The sequence below is a fragment of the Micromonospora sp. NPDC048935 genome (assembly GCF_043197875.1).
Taxonomy (GTDB): Bacteria; Actinomycetota; Actinomycetes; order Mycobacteriales; family Micromonosporaceae; genus Micromonospora.
On the sequence record NZ_JBICTZ010000006.1, the window covers coordinates 170,162 to 189,193 of the forward strand.

The following is a 19,032-nucleotide window of genomic DNA, read 5'->3' on the forward strand; positions in this document are numbered from 1 at the left end:
CCGGCTCCCGTCGTCTCAGGCCGCCCGGCCCGCCGGGAAGAACCGCCCGCCGTGGAAGACCAACGCGTCGCGGTCGGACTGGTGGCCAATGCCCAGCACCGACCCGACGAAAATGCCGTGGTCGCCGCCGTCGTACACGTTGGTCAGCTTGCACTCCAGCCAGGCCAGGCAGCCGGTCAGTATCGGCGCCCCGGTCAGTGGGCCGCTGAAGTACGGTACGTCAGCGAACTCCCGCTCGTCGCGTGGCCGCTGCCGACTGGCAAAGTAGCGGGCCGTCGCCTCCTGCTCGCCGGCGAGGATCGAGACGACGAACGTGCCCTGCTCCTGCATCGCCTCGTGCAGGACCGCGGACCGTTTGACGCAGACCAGCACCAGCGCCGGGTCGAGCGAGACCGACGTGAAGGCATTGGCGGTCATCCCGTGCGGCAGGTTGCCGCCGGTCGTCACCACGGTGACGCCGGTGGCGAACATGCCCAGCACCGCCCGCAGGTCGGCGTGCCCGACGAGCCTGTCGACCACGGCTCAGCCCGCCGCGCTCTGCACGGGCAGTGCCTTGGCCGCGTAATGCGACAGCGCCTCGCGCAGCTCCTCCGGCACCAGCGTGGGCCGGGTGTCGGTGTTCGGGCCGCGCATGCACGCGACCCGTTGCCGGCCCCGGGCCACCAACTCCTCGAAGCCGTCGCGCAGCAGCACGTAGTCGAAGGCGAAGCCGACCTGCGTCTGGGTGAGATCCTCAAGACGCATCCGCACCGACAGCTCGTCGAAGGCGGTGATCTCGGCGAAGAACTCACACTCGACCTTGAGCGTGAACAGCTTGAGGTCGCCGCGGATGTCCGCCAGCACAGCCGGGGCCTTCTCCTTCAGGAACATCTCCCGGCACCGGCCCTGCCACCGGAGGTAATTGACGTAATAGACGTTGCCGACCAGGTTGGTCTCCTCGAAACCGACCACGTGCCGGATCTCGTAATAGGACTCCACGACTACCTGTCTCCTTCCGCCAGTATCGTGAACACGACCGGTTCGGTCACGTCCTGCAGCGAGGCGACGAAACCGGCCGCCCGCGCCACGCCGGCGCGCAGCACGACCCACCCCGACAGATCCGAGGGCTCCAGGGTCAGGCCCGAGGTGTTCCGCTCGGTCTTGCGCAGCGCCTCGACGGCCCCCCAGACCCGGGTGGCCGCGACGGCCAGGCTCTCGCCGGTCTCGGCGGCCAGCCGGTCGGCCAGCGCCAGGTTCTCCTCGCCGAGCAGGCCAGCCCAGTCCTGACGGTCGCGCGGGACCGCCCTCTCGACGTCGCAGGCCACTGGTCCGTGCCCCGCGACCACCATGGTCACCCCGGCGCCGTGCGACGCCGAGATCTGCGGGCCGCCGTCGACCTCCGGTTTGCCGTCCGGGCGGTGGCGGACCTCGACCGGCCGGCCGAGAGCCCAGGCCACGGCCGCCTCGGTCTGCCGTCGGTGGTCGGCACCGGGGTCGTCCGGGCGGATCACCAGCCGCAGCCGCGGTTCGAGCAGCGCGGCGGTCCGGCGCTCCAGGTACGGTCCGAGCAGCGCCGGCAGCCACGGGCCACGGCCGTCCAGCTTGCGGACGGCGTGCAGGCGCAACCCGGTCCACCGCTCCACCACGACCCCGTCCTCGGTGCAGACGTCGACGTCGTAGAGGTAGGTGTCGCCGTCGCGGCTGCGTTCCTGTGCCCGGATGACCACCGTCTCCAGCCCCTTCACGACGGAGGGGTCGGCCAGCCGCAGCCGCTCGATCGCTCCGGGCAGCAGCGTCGCGTCGGGGACGCAGCACTGCAACGAGTGCATGACCGCGTCCCGGGTACCCGGGTCGGCCAGCAGCAGGTCGCCCGGGCGGAACCGGCCGAACCAGGATGCTCCCGAGCTGCCCGACAGCCGCACCACGCAGCTGGTGGCCGCGAGGTCGAGATAGCCGCGCACCTGTTGGAATCGGCGCCCCTGGAACAGCACCGGCCCGTACAGGTCGCGGGCCGGATCGATCGGCAGCGGCGCCTGGCCCACCGTCGCCGGCCGGTCCTCGTCGATAGCTGCCGGGTCATAGCGCAGCGTGGCCCGGAAGTGGTCGGCCTGGAACCCGGTGTCCGCGCTGCGGACCACCGCGCCCACCGAGCCGTCGCCCCGGTCGAGCACCGCGATGCGGATCGTGGTGCTCCCGCCGGGTGCGACCACGATCGGCCGCAGTAACTCCACGTCGGCCAGCTCTGGCGTCTCGGTGCGGCCGGTGAGCGCCGACGCCACCTGCGTCATCGCCTCCATGCCGAGCACCGCAGGCAGTAGCTGGTCGCCGTCGAGCAGGTGGTCGGCGAGGTACGGGTCGTCCTCGGCGCTGAGGTCGGCGTCGACCACCAGCTCGACACCGGGGTAGTGCACCTGGACGCGGTCGACGAACCGCAGCAGCGGCAGCCCGGCTGGTTCGAGGGCGATGGTGGGCAGCCCACCGGCCCGCCCCATGATCACCATGGACCGTGGCGCGGCCGGATCGGCCAGCACGGCTTCGAGCATGGCCAGTCCCTCGGTGACCGGGATCGCCGCAATGCCCTCGCGGGTCAGGGCGTCCAGCACGCCAAGCTTCTCCCCCATGCCCGCGCCGGACCAGACCGACCACTCCATGGCGATCGTCCGCACGTGCGGGTAGTTCTCACCGACCGAGGCGGTCAGCTCGGTGAGCCAGTCGTTGGCGGTGGCGTAGTGCGCCTCACCGCGCAGACCGGCCCGGCCGATGATGCTGCCGAACGTGACGAGCAGCCGCAGCGCCTGCGGGTCGACGACGCCGAGCACCGCTTCGAGGCCGTCGAGCTTCGGGGCGAGCGTGCGGCGGAAGTGTGCCTCGTCCAGGTCGGCGAGCGCGACCGGCTCGTTGCGGCCGGCACCGTGCAGGATGCCGGTGACCTGGCCCAGCTCGGTCTCGATCTTTTGCAGCGCCGCCTTGACCTGGTCGAGCGCGGTCAGGTCGGCCGCCGCGTAGGTGAAGCGCACCCCGGCCGCGGCGAACCGCTCCAGGTTGGCCGCGAGCTCGGCGTCCTGGGCCGGATCGGAGCGCCCGACCAAGCCGACCGCCGTCCCGGTGTCGCGGCCCAGGGCCAGCGCGCACTCTGCGGTGATGCCCTTGCCGCCACCGGTGACCAGCAGGACGTCGCCGGACCCGAGACCCGCTTCACCGCTCGTGGCGAACGTCGCCGCCCGCAGCACCGGTATCCGCCGGGTGCCGTCGGCCCCGTAGTGCACCTCGCTGAAGCCGTTTGTGCCGGCCACGTCTGCGACCAGGGCGGCAGTCGGCACGGACGTCAACGCGCCGGTCAGCGTGAGCACTGTGGTGGGGATCCGTGGGTGCTCCTGGTGCAGAGTCTTGGCCAGGCCCGCCGCGCCGCGCCGGGTGCCGACCGTCACGAACCGCACCGGGCCGCCGGCCGAGAGCGCCGCACGGGCCGCGCGCAACAGCGCCGGGATGTGCTCGGGCTGGCCGTCGACCGGCAGGTGCAGCAGTACGCCGTCACCGAGGCCGGCCGCCTGTAGTGCCGCCCGCAGCGGCTCCGCGTCGTCCCCCGGGCCCGCGGTGACCAGCTGCCACCGGCCGGCGACCGACGCGGTCACGCGCGGCGGCACCTCGGCCGGTACCAGCTCCACGGAGAACGCGCGGACCCACGGCGCGACGCCGAGAACCTCACGCGGGGTGTCCTCGGCCGGCGCGCCGACCGAGCCCGCCTCGTCCAGCAGCTGTGCGATCTCGGCCACCGTCGCCGTCGCGTAGCTGGAGGTGAGCGCGGGCGCGGGGACGTCGAGCTCGCGAGCCGCCTGGTTGACGATCTGGCCCACCGTGATCGAGCTCAGGTGCAGCTCGTCGAGCGGGCGGCTGTCCGGTCGCACCGAGCCGACCGGGAGTTCGGCCCGCTCGGCCGCGAGGCGCAGCAGCAGTTCGAGGCTGCCCTCCACGGTGCTCCCCGCGATGTCCACCTTCGGCCGGTCTGCCACCCGGGGCGCCTCGGTCGCGGATGGCGCGGCGGAGAGCACCGGCGCGAAGTCGCCTGACTGGTTCGCTTCGGCCGGGCTGGCGAAGAACGACAGCTTGCGTCCGGGGATCAGCTTGCGGGTGAAGCGGTCCTCGAACAACGCGGTGTGGTCGAGCGGCGCGCCGAGCGCGTACGCCGCGCCGGCCGCCGCGAGCACACCGGCCAGCGACATGCTGTCGGTCTCCATCGAGATCGTCGGCAGGTCCGGGGCGATGTCGGCGGCCAGCCCTTGCAAGATCCGGCCGGGGCCGACCTCCAGTAGCAGGTCCGACTCGGCAGCCAGCCGGGCCACGGCCTGGTCGAAACGCACCGGTTCGAGCACCTGCCGGCGCAGCAGGTCCGCGAGGTCGGTGTCCGGTGCCAGCCGGTCGGCAGTGACCGTGGAGTACATGGCGCGGCGCAGCGGCTCGAACGCCTGGCCGCGGAGCCACTCCGCGAGCGCCTCCGCCGCCGGTGCAACGGCCTTGGAGTGGAAGGCGTGGGAGACCGCGATCCGGGTGCAGTAGAGCTGCCGGCTGACGGCCAGTGCGGCGACCCGCTCCACCGCCTGAACCGTTCCCGAGATCACAACCTGTCGCGGGCTGTTGTACCCCGCGATGACCACCTCGGTGCCGGCCAGCAACGGCCTGACTGCGTCGGCCGACGCCGAGATGCTCGCCATCGTGCCGTTGCCGTCGCTGGCCGTGGCCATCACTCGGCCACGCGCGGCGGCCGTGGTGAGCAATGCCGCCTCGTCCATCGCGCCGGCCCAGTGCAGCGCGGTCAGCTCGCCGAGGCTGTGGCCGGCCGCGCCGGTGGCCTCGATGCCGAGCCGGGCCAGCACGCGCAGGCCGGCGACCGACGCGGTGACGATCCGCGGCTGGGCGACCTCGGTGGCGACCAGGTCGACACCGGCCGGCGGCTGGTACTTGAGGTAGAGCGCGTCGATGTCGGCGAAGCGTCGGCGCAGTGCGCCCCCGTCGGCCCGCCGGCCGGCGCCCTGGCCGGGAAAGAGCAGGCCGATGCGCGGGGCGGTGTGGCCGGTGCCGTAGAAGATGCCACCGGCCACGTCGAGGATCCGCGCGGTGCCACCCTCGACGGCCTCGGCCAGCGCCCCGATCCGCTCCGCCGCCTGCTTGGGCGACGAGGCGACCACCGCAGCGCGGACCGGACGATCGGCCAGCTCATCGGCGAGCGCGGCGGCCAGGTCGCCGACCTCGGCGTACGACAGTCTGCTGGTCCAGTCGGCGAGGTCGCGCAGCCGCTCCACCAGGGCCGCTGGCGACTTCGCGTCGAACAGCAACAGCTCGCCGTCCTGGCGGGACCGCACGAGACCTGTCGTGGCCGCGCTCACCGTGGTGCGCCGGCGTGCCGCCACGCTCTCGACGACGACGTGGGCGTTGATGCCGCCGAAGCCCATCGAGGAGACGGCGGCCCGGATCGGCCGTCCCGCCGGCCACAGCCTGGCGGTGTCCGGCACCTGAAGGGCGGCGTCCTTCTCCGCGAGCACCGGGTGGGCCTCGACGTGCCCGGTGGCCGGCGGGATCACCTGGTTCTCGACGGCGAGGATGGCCTTGAGCAGGCCGGCCACGCCGGCCGCCGCCTTGGTATGGCCGAAGTTGCCCTTCACCGTGCCGATCGAGGCCGGTGTCGTGGCTCCGGCCTCCCGCAGCGCGCCGGTGAAGGCCCGCAGTTCGGTGGCGTCGCCGACCGCGGTGCCGGTGCCGTGGCCCTCCAGGTACGACACCGTGTCGATGCCGAAGCCGGCCTTGGCGTACGCGCGGCTGATCGCAAGCCGGTGCCCGTCGGCCTCGGGGCGGGTGATGCCGCCCTTGCCGTCGGACGAGTAGCCCCAGCCGGCGATGACCGCGTGCCGGCGCAGGCCCTGCGCGACCGCGTCCTCGTCGCGCATGAGCACGAGCATGCCGCAGCCCTCGCCCGGCCAGAACCCGTTGGAGTTGCGGTCGTAGACCCGCATCTCGCCGGTGGCCAGCGCGCCCGTCTTGGCGAAGCCGATCACCTCGAACGGGTCGATGCTCAGATCGACGCCGCCGGCGACCGCGGCGTCCAGCTCGCCGCGGGCCAGCGCGTTACACGCGGTGGCCACCGACAGCAGCGACGAGGAGCAGGCGCCGTCCACGGTGTAACCGCCGCCGTGCAGGTCGAAGTAGTTGCAGATGCGGCCCGCGATGGTGTTGGCCAGGCCGCCGGCGAGGGAGTCCTCGTCGATGGGTGGGAACGGCTCCTTGTAGACCGGCTCCAGCTCGTCGAGGAACCGCGCGACGTCGGTGTCCCCCCAACCCTCCCGCCGCAGCGCGGCACCGACCGTGCGACGCACGTACGGCCAGCGCAGCCGCAGCAGATTGGCGCGACTGAACTCGCCGGTCAGCGTGTTGCCGATGACCACGCCGGTGCTGGTCGTGGGCAGGCCGACGCCGTCGGGGAATCCCGCGTCGTCCAGGGCCCGGGCCGCGGTGTCCAGGGCCAGCCAGTGCGTCAGGTCGGTGGAGCGGTAGGTGCTGCCGGCGATGCGGTACTTCACCCGGTCGAACTCCCAGCCCTCGATGACGGCTGCCATCGACGAATAGAAGCGGTCCGGTGCGGCCGGGTCCGGTGAGTAGTAGTCCGCCTGGTTCATCCGCTCGTCGGGCAGCCGTCGGAAGGCACGGCGGCCGGCGAGCACGTTCTCCCAGAGTTGCTCGGGGGACTCGGCGTCGGGGTAACGGCAGGAGAGGCCGACGACGGCGATGCGGTCGCTCATCGGGCCACCGCCAGGTCCGGAGCGGGTGTCTCCGCGCTCGCCTGTGCGCGCCGCTCGCGGGACCTGCGCAGCCCGTCAGCGACCCACCAGCCGATGCCACGGATCCCGCAAACCACCACGACCGCGAAGAACAGTGTGTAGACGACGTTGAAGAGCATGAGCACGCCGTACGCCATGGCTACCGACGAACCGAACATGAACTGGTTCTTGGCCTTGACCGGTGTGGTGCCCGGATCGGTGATCATGTAATTGGTGAACAGGACGAACGCGACGCCTGTCATCACGCCGAGGCCGGCGAAGAGCGGGGCATCCCAGATCCAGTGCCGCAGGAACGCCTGGATGGCGAAGCCGCCGAGCCAGCCCACGATCAGCGGGACCTTGCGGGTGAGCAACGCGTTGATGACCGTACCGGCGGTCACGATGATGATCGGGATCATGACCCGGAAGAACGTGTTGGCCCGCTCGGTGAACTCGTACGGCGGCGCGATGGAGATCCACGAGCCGAAGACGACAAGCGCCGCCGTGATGCCGAGGTTCGATGGGTTCATGTAGTGCCGCATCCGGCCGTACACCGGGGCCTGTAGCACGTGCTTGCCGGTGACACCGACGATCACCGCGAACATGATCGGCAGGAACATGTCGTTGGCGTACAGCAGCATGTTGCAGGCCAGCGCGGTGATGTGCGCCGGCAGTAGGAACTCGTACAGGCCGCGCATGCCGTTGCCGCGGTAGCGCGGGGGCCGGCTCTTGGCCCAGGCACTGATCCTCTCGAAGACGAGCTCGGTGGCGTAGGCGGTCAGCACCGCGAGGATCGGCCACAACCAGGGCTGTTCGAAGCCCAGCAGGGTGTATCCGAAGATGTTGAAGACGCTGATCGAGAGGGCGAAGTTGCGCAGGGCCAGGTAGCGCCGATCGGGCTCGGGCTTGACCTTGTCCGGAGACTGTGGAGGCAGGGCGGCTACCGGCTGTTGACGTTCGGCGATCGTGGTCATCGGTTCGGAACCTCCTGGACGCGGTCGGTCAGCACCAGCGAGTGCGTGCCGGTCGTGAGCTGCTGGGACGAGGTGTGCAGGGTGCCGTCGAGGTCGCGCCAACGAAGGTCGACGCCGACCGGGCCGTTCACGGCGCCGAGGCCGACGTGCACCTCGAAACTGCGTTTGCCGCCGTGACCACTGCCGCCGTCGAGCCGGCTGACCTGCTTGCGGCCGTCCGGGGTGGTGACGGTGACGGTGGCGCCGTACGCGGGGGTGAGTCGGTCCGCGGCCCCCGACAGCGACGGCCGGAACAGTCGCAGGTCGAGGAAGGAGCCGAGGGTCGCGGACTCGTTGCAGTAGAAGGCGGGCGGCCCCCACTGGCGGGCGACCGCGAGGTCGATCGTGCCGTTGCCGCGGGTGTCGGCGGTCGCCACGCCGCGGGTGGGAATCTTGGCGTTCAGGCCGAGCTTGTCGGTGATGTCGGCGTACTCACCGCTCTTCGTGCGGGCGAAGAAGGCCAGCGACTGGTTGCCCGCGATGTCGTCCCCCGGCTCGACGTCGGGCCACTGCGCGGGGTTGGCGAGCAATTCGTCGTTGTTCATGGCCATTTCCTGCAACCACGGCCAGCGGTTGATCTTGCCTTTGACGAAGCCGATGCTCTGCACCACGTCGGTGTTACCGCTGTTCAGGAAGTCACCGAACTTGACATCCCAGCCCCATCCGCTCCACGCCATCCCGTGCGGGCGGGCCTCCTGCCTGAACGGCGCGACCTGCCTGTCGAGCTGCGCGGCCATGTCGGCCTCGTTCTTGGCCTTGTTCATCCAGAGGAAGTTGCTCTCCTCCAGGCCCCAGGCGGTGGTGATGTTGGAGACGAACATGTCGAACTGGCCGTCGTGGTCGAGGTCGCCGAAGTCGACACCCATGCCCTTGAACGAGCCCTGGCCGATCACGAACGACTTCGGTGTGGTCGGCGTGCGCTCCCCGAATGCCATCGTGAACCGGACGTCGCCGGGCTGGGAGCGGTTGTTCAGGACGTAGTCGTGGCCGAAGTCGTTCGCGACATAGAGCGTCGGCAGGCCCCGGGCGGTCAGGTCGGCCGAGGCGATCGCGAGCGTCCAGCCGCCGGATGCCTTCGTCGGCACGGCGACCTCCTGCGGCACGACGGTCACCGACGGGTTCGCACCCGAGGTCGCCGACACCCAGCGCAGCACGTGCAGGCCGCCGCCGTTCGTGGAGCTGGACAGGTTCTCGGTCATCTCGACGTTGTCCTGACCGTGGATGTCCAGCACGTCGGAGTCGCGGAAGTAGTTGCCGATCACGAAGTCCGGCTTGCCGTCCCCGTCGAGGTCATCGACGAGCGAGGCGTTGGTGTTCCACTTGGGTCCGTGGTATCGGCCGTCCGGCGATGCCTGCGGCAGCAACTCCTGGCGCTGGTACGTGGCGTTGGACAGCGGGCCCGCGACGCCCTTGTGCAGGAACAGGATCGGCACCCGCCCCCAGTAGGTGACCATGATGTCCATCTGGCCGTCGACGTTGAAGTCGCCCGGGACGCAGCCCATCGGGGCCATCTTTACGTCCATCGGCAACGGCGCCGGATCCAGGATGAACGGTGGGAACCGGTCGGCCTCCGGTGCGGTCGGGGCGTACGTGACCACGACCTTGTCCGTGCGGGTGTCGACAAAGCAGAGGCTGTCGGCGTGGCCGCTGCCGGTCAGGTCGTTCATGGCGATGCTGGCGCCGACCGAGGACACCCACGAGCGAATGCGGTAGTAGGTGGGGTTGACGTCGCGGAGCGTCCTCTTCTCCAGTTGGTCGTAGCCGGCGGGATAGGCGATGGGCATCTCCGTGAACCTGTACTTGGCGGCCGTCTCGTCCGCGTGTGCGACCGAAACCCGGCTGTCGATGACGAAGAACAGGGCTCCGAGGAGCAGCACGGCGACGATTCCCGGGCTGATTGAGCGCAGGCGTTGAGCGAGCACGGCATGGCCTCCTTGGACCGGGTCGGCAGGCACCGCGACCATGCATCAGCGCATGATGATTGCGGCAGCAATTGCTTTCGAGAGCCACGGAACGTCGTGGCGCCGCCCAGTGGGGCGGTCACTACGACATCTTGCAGAGGTTTGTCGATGCGAGGCTTCTTTCACATTGCTCGGCGACACTGCCGTCGCCGGTACGCCACAAGATGGCAATATCGCGAATACCTCACCGCGCACTGATGGCTAGCGTTACCTCGGCGCCCGCGCTGGGCCGTCACACCTGCCGGACGGAGAGGGAGACGTCGTGCTAGTTGAAGGTTTCTGGGACGTTGCCATCAAGACGCCACTGGGCACCCGCCGCACACAGCTGGAGCTGTTCACTGCCGACGGCGTGCTGCAGGGCATCTCCCGTGGAGAGAAAGAGCAGCTCACACTCAACGACCTCAGCCAGGACGGCAACCGCCTGACCTGGTACCAGAACATCACCAAGCCGATGCGCATGGTGCTGAGCTTCGACGTCACGATCGACGGCGACGACATGACCGGCACGGCCAGCGGCGGCCCGATGCCGGCCGCCAAGGTCAGCGGCAGCCGCGCGGCCGCCCCGCAGAACGCTTGATCCCAGGTCACTTTTCGCGCGTCACATCAGGAGCCGACTCATGGCACACATCGACCTGGGGCTCGACGAGAGGGAATATCCCGGCATTACCGGGCCGCTCAAATTCCGGCCCGAGACTGCCGCCCATTTGAATGCACTGGCCGAGGCTCTTCTGCACGCCCCACACCCAACCTTTCCGGCGGGTGAACGCGAATTGATTGCGGCGTACGTGTCGGGCCTCAACGAATGCACTTTCTGCCACACCTCACACGCGGCGTTCGCTGCCGAGCAGATCAACGGCGGGATGTCGCTGGTGAGCGCGGCATGCGCCGACCCCGACGACGCACCGCTGAGTGACCGGATGCGGGCGTTGCTGGTGATCGCCGCATCGGTGCAGCGCGGCGGTCGCCAGGTCACTCTCGCGCAGGCCGACGCGGCCCGCGCCTCGGGCGCCACCGACCTGGAGATCCACGACACGGTGTTGATCGCCGCGGCGTTCTGCATGTTCAACCGGTACGTCGACGGGCTGGGCACGGTGCTGCCGGACGACCCCTCGGTGTACGCACACCGCGCTCGCACCATCGCCGCCCAGGGATACCTCTGACCGTCGAGGAGAAAAGTCGTGACTCAAGCTCCCACCGCCGTCCGCCCCGAGGTCGAGCCCCGAGCGACGTCGCTGTTCGTTAATGGCTGGTTCCCTCGTAACCGCTGGCTGATCGTGCTGCTCAGCGCGATCGGCGGCTTCCTACTCGCCTACGCCTGGTCGTCGGAGCTGGTCGACCACACCATCGGCTTCAATGTCGCCAACGGCCTACTCGGTCATGACGCCGACAAGACACCGATCGGCAGCATCGCCTCCGGTGTCGTCTTCGCGTTCGTCACCGGACTGGCCGGCTCGTTCACCGCCTGCAACATCGCGGCGTTCGGTGCGGTCGGCCCGATGCTCGGCCAGGATCTGTCGCGCCGTGACCGCTTCGTGCAGACGGTGAAGCCGCTGGGCTGGCTCGCCGTCGGCATGATCCCGGTGTCGGCGGCCTACGGCGCGATCGTCGGCCTCTGGGGCACCGGGCTGCCGCAGTACTCGACCGCGCCGACCTCGGGCATCAGCCCGCGGATCGGCCAGGCGATGCTCACCTTCGGGCTGATCGGCGCGGTCATGCTCGTGCTCGGGCTGGCGTCGCTCGGCATCGTCCGCGACCCGCTCGCGGCGATCTCCCGTCGCTTTCCGGCCGCTCCACTGGTGCTGATGGGCGCGCTGATCGGCGCGTTCCTGATCGGACGGCCGTACCCACTGTTCCGCGACATGTTCCGGCATGCCGCCTCCACCCACAACCCGGGCTACGGCGCGTTCGCCTTCGTCCTGCAGTCGATCGGCAACATCCTGGTGATGGCGGTGCTGTTCATCGCCCTGTCCTATCTCGCCGGCCGCCCCATCGCGCGCTGGCTGGCCGCCTCCCCTACCCGCGCGACGATTCTGACCGCCGTGGCGTTCCTGGTCGCCGCATTCTTCATGATCATCTATTGGGACGTCCGCCTGCTCGGCCGACTCGACTACATCTGGTTCCCCACAGCACCCTGGAACGCCTGACATGCTCGTGCACGACGTTCTGGTCGCCGAGCGCCGACGCGTCGCGACGGTGCTCGACGGCCTCACCGCCGCGGAGTGGAACGCGCCCAGCCTGTGCACCGGCTGGTCGGTCGGCGACGTGGCCGCGCACCTGATCACCTACCTGCACCTCGGCCAAGCCAAGATCTACCTGGGCATCGTGTGCACCGGCGCGGACTTCGACAGGTGGAACAGGGCGCTCACCCGCCGGATCGCGCGCCGCGAGCCCCAGGAGATCGTCGCGACGCTACGTCGCCGGGCCGCGTCGCGCACCACGATCCCCCGCTCCGGCTACGACCCGCTACTGGCCGACGTGATCCTGCACGATCTGGACATACGGTTGCCGCTGGGCGTCGCCCGGGAAGCGCCGAGTCCCGGCTTGCCCGCGGCGCTCGACCACCTCGCCCGCCGCCCGGCGCCCGGCTTCGCGCTCGGCGGCCGGCTGCGCGACCTGCGCCTGGATGCGCCAGACCTGGGTTGGTCGGCAGGCTCGGGCGCACTGGTGCGCGGGCCGGCCGAGGCGCTCCTCCTCGCCATGGGCGGCCGGACCCGCGGCCTGGAACGCCTCGAAGGCGAGGGCGTGCCGTTACTTCGGGCACGCCTGGCGACGCCGACCAGCGCCCGACTGGTCGAGCGGCTCAAGGGTCCACTGCGTACCCTCCTCGACCCACCTCCGCCGGATCGTGGCTATGCGGAAAGCCTTTCCGGAACAGCGAGGGAGGCACAGCTGTGCCCGACAACACAGCAGATTCCAGTCTTCGCGAACGCGCCCCGCGCCGGATGCGCACCGACGCGCGCCGCAACATCGAGGCCCTGCTCGAAGCGGCGAAGACGGTCTTCAGCAGCGCAGGCGTCGACGCCCCCGCCAAAGAGATCACCGATCTGGCCGGCGTCGGCGTCGGCACGCTCTACCGGCACTTCCCGCAGCGCTCGGACCTGATCAAGGCCGTCATCGAGCGCGAGATCGACGCCTGCGCCGACGCGGCCCCGGCGCTGGCCGCCGCACACGAGCCGGGGGCCGCCCTCGCGAAGTGGCTCGACCGGTTCACCGCGTTCGTCGCGACGAAACGCGGATTTGCCGCGGCCCTGCACTTCGGCGATCCGGCGTTCGACGGCCTGCCCGGATATCTCCTGCAGAAACTGGGGCCGGCCCTCGGGTCCCTGCTCGAAGCCGCGACAGCCAGCGGCGAGGTCCAGGCCCGGATCAGTGCCCAGGACCTGCTGTACGCCGTTGCGAAACTGTGTGCGCCGATGCCGGACGAGGAACCCGACTACGGCCGGCGCATGGTCGCGCTCCTCGTCGACGGGCTACGGTCCGGCGAATCCCCACACTGACATATTCACCCTCGGTCGCGACGCGTGCAGCGCCAACATGGCACCGGCGTCTGCGATACGACGCCCGACTGACACCTCTCCCGGCAGGTGTCGTGAACGCACTCATCTCGGAGCCAGGAGCGGACGCCGCTCGACGGCCGGGAGCAGAATCGGCTGACCTTGTCTATGCCGGCTCGCGCACGCCGCCGGCGTTGCCGCCGTCGTCCGGCATCGGTTCGGCCGGGGCTTCGGGCAGTTCGTCCGGCGCGCCGGGCAGAAGGACGCCCGCGTCGTCGGGCACCGGTTCACTCGGGTCGATGGGCGGATACTGTTCGGGGTCGAGATCCGGTCCAGTCATCAGGCGAGTATCCGTCGTCTTCCGGACTGCCGCTCGTCGGGCCGGCGAGCCGGACGGCCCTCCCCTCACCTCAGGCGACTGGCGGCACTGATCCGTCGGCTGCCTGTCACCTCGGGCGGTGCTCATCGGCGTCGTCGGTCAGAGCCCACTCGCCCGATGGCCACGGTGGCCGGGCCGGGCTGTGCGGCTACCGGCGTGTTGATCGGATCATCACCACCTGTTGAATAGATGCTGACAAATTCTCACCAGGCTTGGCGGCATGACTATCACCTACCGGCGCCTCCTCGCCGCCACCCTCGTGGCCGGGCTGACCCTGCTCGCCGCCTGGACACCGGCACGCGGCGCCGAGCCCGCTCCGGCGCCCACCGCCACCACACCCAACATCATCTTCGTTCTCGTCGACGATCTCGCCTGGAACCTGGTGCGATACCTGCCGCAGGTGCGACAACTACAGAGCGAGGGGGCCACCTTCACCAACTACACGGTGACCGACTCGTTGTGCTGCCCGTCCCGCTCGTCGATTCTCACCGGCCAGTTCCCCCACGACACCGGGGTCTTCACCAATGGTGGAGCCGACGGAGGTTTCGCGGTCTTCAAGGGCCGGGGCAACGAGAACCGCACCTTCGCGACCGCTTTGCAGGGCAAGGGCTACCGGACCGGGTTCCTCGGGAAATACCTCAACGGCTACCTGCCGGCGGACACCCAGGGAGGCGCGCTGCCGTACGTCCCGCCCGGCTGGTCGGAGTGGTACGTGGCGGGCAACGGCTACTCCGAGTACAACTACGACCTCAACGAGAACCACACAGTCGTCCACTACGGAAGCCAACCGGCCGACTATCTGACCAACGTGCTGTCCCGCAAGGGCAAGGACTTCATCCAGCGTGCGGCGGCCGCCAACACGCCCTTCCTGCTGGAGGTCTCGACCTTCGCCCCACACAGCCCGTTCACCCCGGCCAACCAGGACCTGGACGACTTCCCCGGGCTCACCGCCCCGCGCACCCCGGCGTACGACCGGCTGCCCACCAACCCGCCGTCCTGGCTGGCCGGCAACGCCCCGCTGACCACACAGGAAAAGGACACCCTGGACACGAACTTCCGCAAGCGCGCGCAGTCCGTGCAGGCGGTCGACCGACTGATCGGCAACCTGCGCTCCCAACTCACCACCAGCGGCATCGCCGACAACACGTACGTGGTGTTCAGCTCCGACAACGGCTTCCACATGGGTGAGTACCGGTTGACCGGCGGCAAGCAGACCGCGTTCGACACCGACGTGCGGGTCCCGCTGGTCGTCGCCGGACCGGGCGTCGTCCCCGGCTCGCAGCGTGCCGAGATCGTGCAGAACATCGACCTGGCGCCGACCTTCCAGCGCATCGGCGCGGCCGACGTCGGCACGCACGTCGACGGGCGCAACCTGCTTCCCCTCGCCCAGGGCGAAGCGGCACCCAACTGGCGGACGGGGGCGCTGATCGAGCATCACGGCCCCAACCAGGCGGCCGACGACCCCGACGCCCAGGACCGGCGCAAGGGCAGCCCGGTCACCTACGAGGCGCTGCGGACCGCGACCTACACCTACGTCGAATACTCCAACGGCGAACGGGAGTACTACGACCGGACGGTCGACCCTCACCAGCTCGACAACATCGTCGCCGGGCTCCCGGCTACCCGCCTGGCCGCGCTGCACGATGCGCTCGCGACGTACGTCGCCTGCCACAGCCACTCGGCGTGCTGGACGGCAGGTCACGTGCCGGCCTGACGGCGTATCAACCGCAACGGCCCTGACCTGCGGCCTCGCGCTGTCGCAGGCCAGGGCCTGATTCACAAGGGCAGTCGCGTTACTCGGCGTAGGCGTTGGCGACCTGAAACGAGTCCTCGTAGAGGCGAAACTTGATGATCTTGTCGCCGCTGACCTGGAAATGCATGGCCACGGCCATCTCGTACCGTCGGCCGGTGTTGCGAGCGACGCGTCCGAACCGCCCCACCATCACCGCGTGATCCCCGTCGTACAGGATCGTCTCGATCTCGTCGACGTTCTCCTCCGGCACGATGTTGGCGCCGAGGGTCCGCAGGTAGTCAGCGACGTCGGCGCGCCGGGAACGCCTACCCGTCCACGGTATCGACGGCGATCCGGGCACGTCCCAGTCGAGGTCGTCGCCGAAGAGCATGGCGATGTCATCCGGGTTGGCGCCGCCGCCGACCATGCCGAAGAACTGCTCGACGACGTCACGGGTTGTCACGGTATCTACCTCCATTGGTTCCTGCGGGAAGACGGGTGCCCCGACCCCGCTGTTCGTCTTTCCTTCGCGTGCGATGTCCGCAGGGCGACGGGCGGCGTTGCGGTCGCTCAAGCCGCCCGCGGCGTTCGTTGAGCCGACGCGGGGAATCCCCGTGGGAGACCACCCCCTTGCTGGCCGTTGACCACGGGCCCGCGCCGTCGTCGGCGGCCGGACCTGCCTACTGGTCGGCAGGGATGTCGGCCACTCCGTTGGGCAGCACGGCGCGGGCGGCCCGGACGAGGTCGAGTGACTCGCGGAGAAGCGTGATCTTGCCGTTGTCGGCGACGAGGCGTCCGGCGTACATCTGGCTGAAGACGCGGCCGGTGACGGTCCGGCGCTCGACCGAGTATTCGCCGAAGGCTTGGTCCGGGGTGTCGATGAGGACCTCGACGGTGTCGAAACCGAAGTCGGGCACCACCTTCAGCAGGCCGACGATGAACATGCGGATCTCGTCCGGGCCGACGATGCGGGGCGGTAGCCCGATCGAGGTCAGGTACGGCAGTTCGATGACGCCGTCGTCGGTGAACAGCGCCGCCGTGGCGTCGGGGTCGGCGATGGTGGCGGTGTAGGCCAACATCAGTTCGCCTGCGCTTCTCATCTGGTGTCCCTTTCCGGGAAGCGTGCTCTGGTGGTGGCCGTCGCGTCCTCGCGCCGGGAGGGGCCAGGGCTGGTTCCGGCCCCACGAATCCGGGCACGGCCCCGGCCGCCCCGGCGCGGGGTCGGCTCAGCCGACCGGACTGGCGCCGGATTGGAAGACGTTGACGAAGTTGCCGTCGGCGTCCCGGATGGCGGTGGAGACGCTTCCGTCACCGAGGTCCACCTGGTCCCAGACGATGGTGACGCCGAGGTCGCGGAACCGGTTGGTGGCCTGCGCGAGGTCGTCGACCCGCAGGACGAGGGCCTTGTTGCCGATGGGTCGGATGTGCTCCGGCGGGTCGAGGAACATGTCCGGTACGCGGTAGCCGTCGGCGGGCTGGAGCAGTTCGAGCCGGAAGCCGTGGCCTTCGACGTAGGCGACGTCGGCGTTGATGGCGTCGAACCGGGACCGGGCGGTCTCGTCGAGCCCGAAGACGTCGTGCCACCACCGCACGGCGGCGTCGATGTCGCTGACCGTGATGGTGATGTTGTGCAGGGACAGGGCGAATCCGGCGTCGGTGTCGCTGGGCATGATGTCCTCTGTTGGAAGTAGTGGTGGTGGGCGCCCGTGCGCCGGCCATTGCCGATCGCGGACCCGACCATCCGGTGCGTTCCCGAGGTCTCGGGCTCAGTATCTCAACGGTGTGACGTCTGCCGGGGCGGATCGGTGGTCTCCCACGGCGACGGGCGGGAGTCGCCTAGATCTGGTTGACGCCGCCGTCGACGAACAGCTCGATGCCGGTGATGAAGCTGCTCTGGTCACTGGCCAGGAACAGGGCGGCCGAGGCGATCTCGTCGGGCGTGCCCATTCGACCCAGCGGAACCTTGCTGGTCAGGAAGCCCTTGAGCTGTGCGGCCTTCTCCTCGTCGGGAGCGAGACCGGTGATGCCAGGGGTGTCGGTGGGGCCGGGGGTGAGCGTGTTCACCCGGATCTGACGGCCCTTGAGTTCGTTGGCCCAGGTTCGGGCGAAGGACCGCACGGCGGCCTTGGAGGCGCCGTAGACGCCGAACGCCTCGTTGCCGACGCTCGCGGAGGTGGATCCGGTGAGGATCACCGAGGCGCCGTCGTTCAGCAGGGGCAATGCCCTCTGCACGGTGAACAGCAGGCCCTTGACGTTGGTGTCGAAAATCTGGTCGAAGTGGTCCTCGGAGACCTCTTCGAGGCGGCGGAAGGATCCCCCGCCCGCGTTGGCGAACAGCACGTCGACGCGCCGGCCCTGCGCCTCGACGGCTGCGTAGAGCCTGTCCAGGTCGCCGAGATCCGCGGCGTCGCCCCGGACGCCGGTGACGCCGGTGCCGATCTCGGCGACGGCCGCGGCGAGAGCGTCCTCACGGCGGCCGGTGATGAACACGTGTGCGCCCTCTGCGGCGAACCGGCGGGCGGCCGCCAGGCCGATCCCGCTGGTGCCGCCGGTGACCACTGCCGTCTTGCCCTGAAGCTGACCCATGAGCTGCCTTCCCATCGTGTCGCTGTCGCCAGCGGGTTGGACTTGCGCCGCCGCTGGTCGCCGTGGTGTACGGCGGTGCCCTCGGCGCAGGCTTTGATGTAACAGTAGCGGTTACATCTGGCCGCGACAAATGGGTCATGCCGGACGGAGTCGATGTAGCATCTGTGGTTACAGTGAGCGGGCGGAGATGGGTGCGATGAGCGGAAACAGCAGGTTGTGCGTCGCCGTACACGTGTTGACGTGGATGGCCCTGGATCAGCGCGACGCGGCGGCAGTGGCCACCTCCCAGCGCATCGCCGTCAGCGTCAACACCAACCCGGTGGTCATCCGCCGCTGCCTCGGCCAGCTCCGCGAGGCCGGCCTCGTGCGGTCCCGACGGGGAGCGGGCGCCGGCTGGCACCTGACCCGCGAACCGGAGTCGATCACGCTGCTCGACACGTACCTCGCGGTTGGCGACGACGAGCCGCTCTTCGCCCTGCACAGTTCACCACCGAGCGACTCCTGCCCGATCGGGTTCGGCATCCAGCCGGCCCTGCGCCAGGTCTTCGGCCGCCTCGACGAGGCCGTACGACGTGAGCTGGCCGCCACCACCATCGCGGACATGCTCCGCGACGTGATGGCGCAGCAGCCCGCGACAGCCTGACCGCGCGCCGCGGTGTGGGCGACGGCACCGGGTGTCCCGACGGCGGACGTCGTCGCTGGTGCCGCCGGCCGGTCAACGGTGGGCTTCGGCCACTCGGGGCGAACCGTCGGTCGCGGCCCGAGCCGCCCGCCGGCGACCCGTTGCCCGCCCACCGCTGCGCCGATCCCGAATTCAGGTCGGGGTTCGTCCCAGGTTCGTCGGGGCCACTATGGTGCGGGGTGGCACAAACGTTGCGAGGTGCCCCGCGCGAGTGGGGAGAATCGGGAAGCCGGTGGGAGTCCGGCACGGGCCCGCCGCGGTGACCGGGGAGCTGCCACCCACGCGTACCAGACGCAGCCACTGACCCTGCGGGGTTGGGAAGGCGGGTGACCAGCGGAGATCCGGGAGTCCGAAGACCGGCCTCGCGTCATCGACCCCGCCAGGGGCACGAGCGCAGCGG

Annotated in this window: 16 protein-coding genes, 1 pseudogene and 1 riboswitch; of the genes and pseudogenes, 7 read left to right on the forward strand and 10 right to left on the reverse strand. The window is 70.0% G+C overall.

The genetic code is table 11. The features are described from left to right. Positions 1–15: 15 nt before the first annotated feature. Genes ACGFIW_RS18660 through ACGFIW_RS18680 form a run of 5 tightly spaced genes read right to left on the reverse strand, consistent with a single transcriptional unit; the run spans position 16 to position 9,675 of the window. Positions 16–471, reverse strand: coding sequence for a flavin reductase family protein (locus ACGFIW_RS18660; protein WP_393317408.1), 456 nt, complete (start codon positions 469–471; stop codon positions 16–18). 51 nt (positions 472–522) lie between these two features. Next, positions 523–978, reverse strand: coding sequence for an acyl-CoA thioesterase (locus ACGFIW_RS18665; RefSeq protein WP_393316916.1), 456 nt, complete (start codon positions 976–978; stop codon positions 523–525). Between the two features lie 2 nt (positions 979–980). Then, positions 981–6,767, reverse strand: coding sequence for an SDR family NAD(P)-dependent oxidoreductase (locus ACGFIW_RS18670; RefSeq protein WP_393316918.1), 5,787 nt, complete (start codon positions 6,765–6,767; stop codon positions 981–983). Beyond that, the gene (locus tag ACGFIW_RS18675; protein ID WP_393316921.1) at positions 6,764–7,759 is read right to left on the reverse strand and encodes an enediyne biosynthesis protein; all 996 of its coding nucleotides are present in this window, start codon (positions 7,757–7,759) and stop codon (positions 6,764–6,766) included. The genes ACGFIW_RS18670 and ACGFIW_RS18675 overlap by 4 nt, the downstream gene beginning before the upstream one ends. Further along, complete coding sequence (locus ACGFIW_RS18680; protein ID WP_393317411.1) at positions 7,756–9,675, reverse strand: ASPIC/UnbV domain-containing protein; 1,920 nt, start codon at positions 9,673–9,675, stop codon at positions 7,756–7,758. Before ACGFIW_RS18680 ends, ACGFIW_RS18675 begins: the two co-directional genes overlap by 4 nt. 346 nt (positions 9,676–10,021) lie before the next feature. On the opposite strand from ACGFIW_RS18680, the gene ACGFIW_RS18685 reads away from it, so the two are divergent. The 5 genes and pseudogenes from ACGFIW_RS18685 (at position 10,022) to ACGFIW_RS18705 (ending at position 13,256) form a co-directional block, all read left to right on the forward strand. After that, positions 10,022–10,336: a hypothetical protein gene (locus ACGFIW_RS18685; RefSeq protein ID WP_393316924.1), complete on the forward strand. Its 315-nt coding sequence runs from the start codon at positions 10,022–10,024 to the stop codon at positions 10,334–10,336. A gap of 40 nt (positions 10,337–10,376) precedes the next feature. Then, complete coding sequence (locus ACGFIW_RS18690; protein ID WP_393316926.1) at positions 10,377–10,919, forward strand: carboxymuconolactone decarboxylase family protein; 543 nt, start codon at positions 10,377–10,379, stop codon at positions 10,917–10,919. Positions 10,920–10,937: 18 nt separating this feature from the next. Beyond that, positions 10,938–11,903, forward strand: coding sequence for a hypothetical protein (locus tag ACGFIW_RS18695; RefSeq protein ID WP_393316929.1), 966 nt, complete (start codon positions 10,938–10,940; stop codon positions 11,901–11,903). 1 nt (position 11,904) lies between these two features. Further along, positions 11,905–12,456: pseudogene (locus ACGFIW_RS18700) on the forward strand (maleylpyruvate isomerase family mycothiol-dependent enzyme); the annotation flags it as partial. 245 nt (positions 12,457–12,701) lie between these two features. Then, positions 12,702–13,256: a TetR/AcrR family transcriptional regulator gene (locus ACGFIW_RS18705; protein WP_393316932.1), complete on the forward strand. Its 555-nt coding sequence runs from the start codon at positions 12,702–12,704 to the stop codon at positions 13,254–13,256. Between the two features lie 163 nt (positions 13,257–13,419). Here the strand turns inward: ACGFIW_RS18705 and ACGFIW_RS18710 are convergent, their stop codons facing one another. Beyond that, entirely contained in the window at positions 13,420–13,593 is a 174-nt protein-coding gene (locus ACGFIW_RS18710; RefSeq protein ID WP_393316934.1) for a hypothetical protein, read from the reverse strand. A gap of 259 nt (positions 13,594–13,852) precedes the next feature. Between ACGFIW_RS18710 and ACGFIW_RS18715 the strand changes: the two genes are divergently transcribed. Further along, on the forward strand, positions 13,853–15,346 hold the full coding sequence (locus tag ACGFIW_RS18715; RefSeq protein ID WP_393316937.1) for a sulfatase: 1,494 nt from the start codon (positions 13,853–13,855) through the stop codon (positions 15,344–15,346). Positions 15,347–15,425: 79 nt separating this feature from the next. Here ACGFIW_RS18715 and ACGFIW_RS18720 read toward each other — a convergent pair whose 3' ends face one another. The 4 genes from ACGFIW_RS18720 to ACGFIW_RS18735 all read right to left on the reverse strand — a co-directional run bounded on the left by ACGFIW_RS18720 (position 15,426) and on the right by ACGFIW_RS18735 (position 17,950). Next, positions 15,426–15,827 carry a nuclear transport factor 2 family protein gene (locus ACGFIW_RS18720; RefSeq protein ID WP_393316940.1) on the reverse strand — a complete coding sequence of 134 codons (402 nt, stop codon included), beginning with the start codon at positions 15,825–15,827 and terminating at the stop codon, positions 15,426–15,428. A gap of 217 nt (positions 15,828–16,044) precedes the next feature. Then, positions 16,045–16,464 carry a nuclear transport factor 2 family protein gene (locus ACGFIW_RS18725; RefSeq protein WP_393316942.1) on the reverse strand — a complete coding sequence of 140 codons (420 nt, stop codon included), beginning with the start codon at positions 16,462–16,464 and terminating at the stop codon, positions 16,045–16,047. A 126-nt stretch (positions 16,465–16,590) separates the two neighbouring features. After that, positions 16,591–17,034: a VOC family protein gene (locus ACGFIW_RS18730; RefSeq protein WP_393316945.1), complete on the reverse strand. Its 444-nt coding sequence runs from the start codon at positions 17,032–17,034 to the stop codon at positions 16,591–16,593. A gap of 166 nt (positions 17,035–17,200) precedes the next feature. Then, a complete protein-coding gene (locus ACGFIW_RS18735) occupies positions 17,201–17,950 on the reverse strand; it encodes an SDR family oxidoreductase (RefSeq protein ID WP_393316948.1) in 750 nt (249 codons plus the stop codon). A 196-nt stretch (positions 17,951–18,146) separates the two neighbouring features. On the opposite strand from ACGFIW_RS18735, the gene ACGFIW_RS18740 reads away from it, so the two are divergent. Continuing rightward, a complete protein-coding gene (locus ACGFIW_RS18740) occupies positions 18,147–18,593 on the forward strand; it encodes an Rrf2 family transcriptional regulator (RefSeq protein ID WP_393316951.1) in 447 nt (148 codons plus the stop codon). Positions 18,594–18,811: 218 nt separating this feature from the next. Continuing rightward, a riboswitch (cobalamin riboswitch) is annotated at positions 18,812–19,012 on the forward strand. Positions 19,013–19,032: the final 20 nt, after the last annotated feature.